Raw genomic sequence first — 338 nt, 5'->3', positions numbered from 1 at the left:
CAATGATACTGAACGCCATACCGGATAATCCGACGGCCGAGTATTCACTGATGAGTGCCGTATTGGCCACAAGCAGTGGTACGACCGTCCAGAACGCGTAAAGCTCCCACATATGCCCGAAATAGCCCAGGGCTGCAGCACGAAATCGATTGACCTTGAAGGCGTCAAAGACCGTCAGCGGTCGCTCGGAGGCGGTGCCCGATGATTGTTTTTTCTGGCCTGCACCTGGTAAATGAGGGCCATCTCCAAGCAGATGGATAAGAACGGCGCCAAATAGCGCAAGTAGCGATGATGCCAGGATGACGTACTGCCATGGCAGGTCCGCACCGGCTTCTCGC

Annotated in this window: 1 pseudogene; it reads right to left on the bottom strand. The window is 55.6% G+C overall.

Going from position 1 to position 338, the window contains the following annotated elements:
* Positions 1-338, bottom strand: a pseudogene (locus BIU97_RS17245) (MFS transporter); the annotation flags it as partial.

The organism is Curtobacterium sp. MCBA15_009, from assembly GCF_001864895.1.
Classification (GTDB): domain Bacteria; phylum Actinomycetota; class Actinomycetes; order Actinomycetales; family Microbacteriaceae; genus Curtobacterium.
This window is presented reverse-complemented; position numbering and strand designations above follow the sequence as displayed.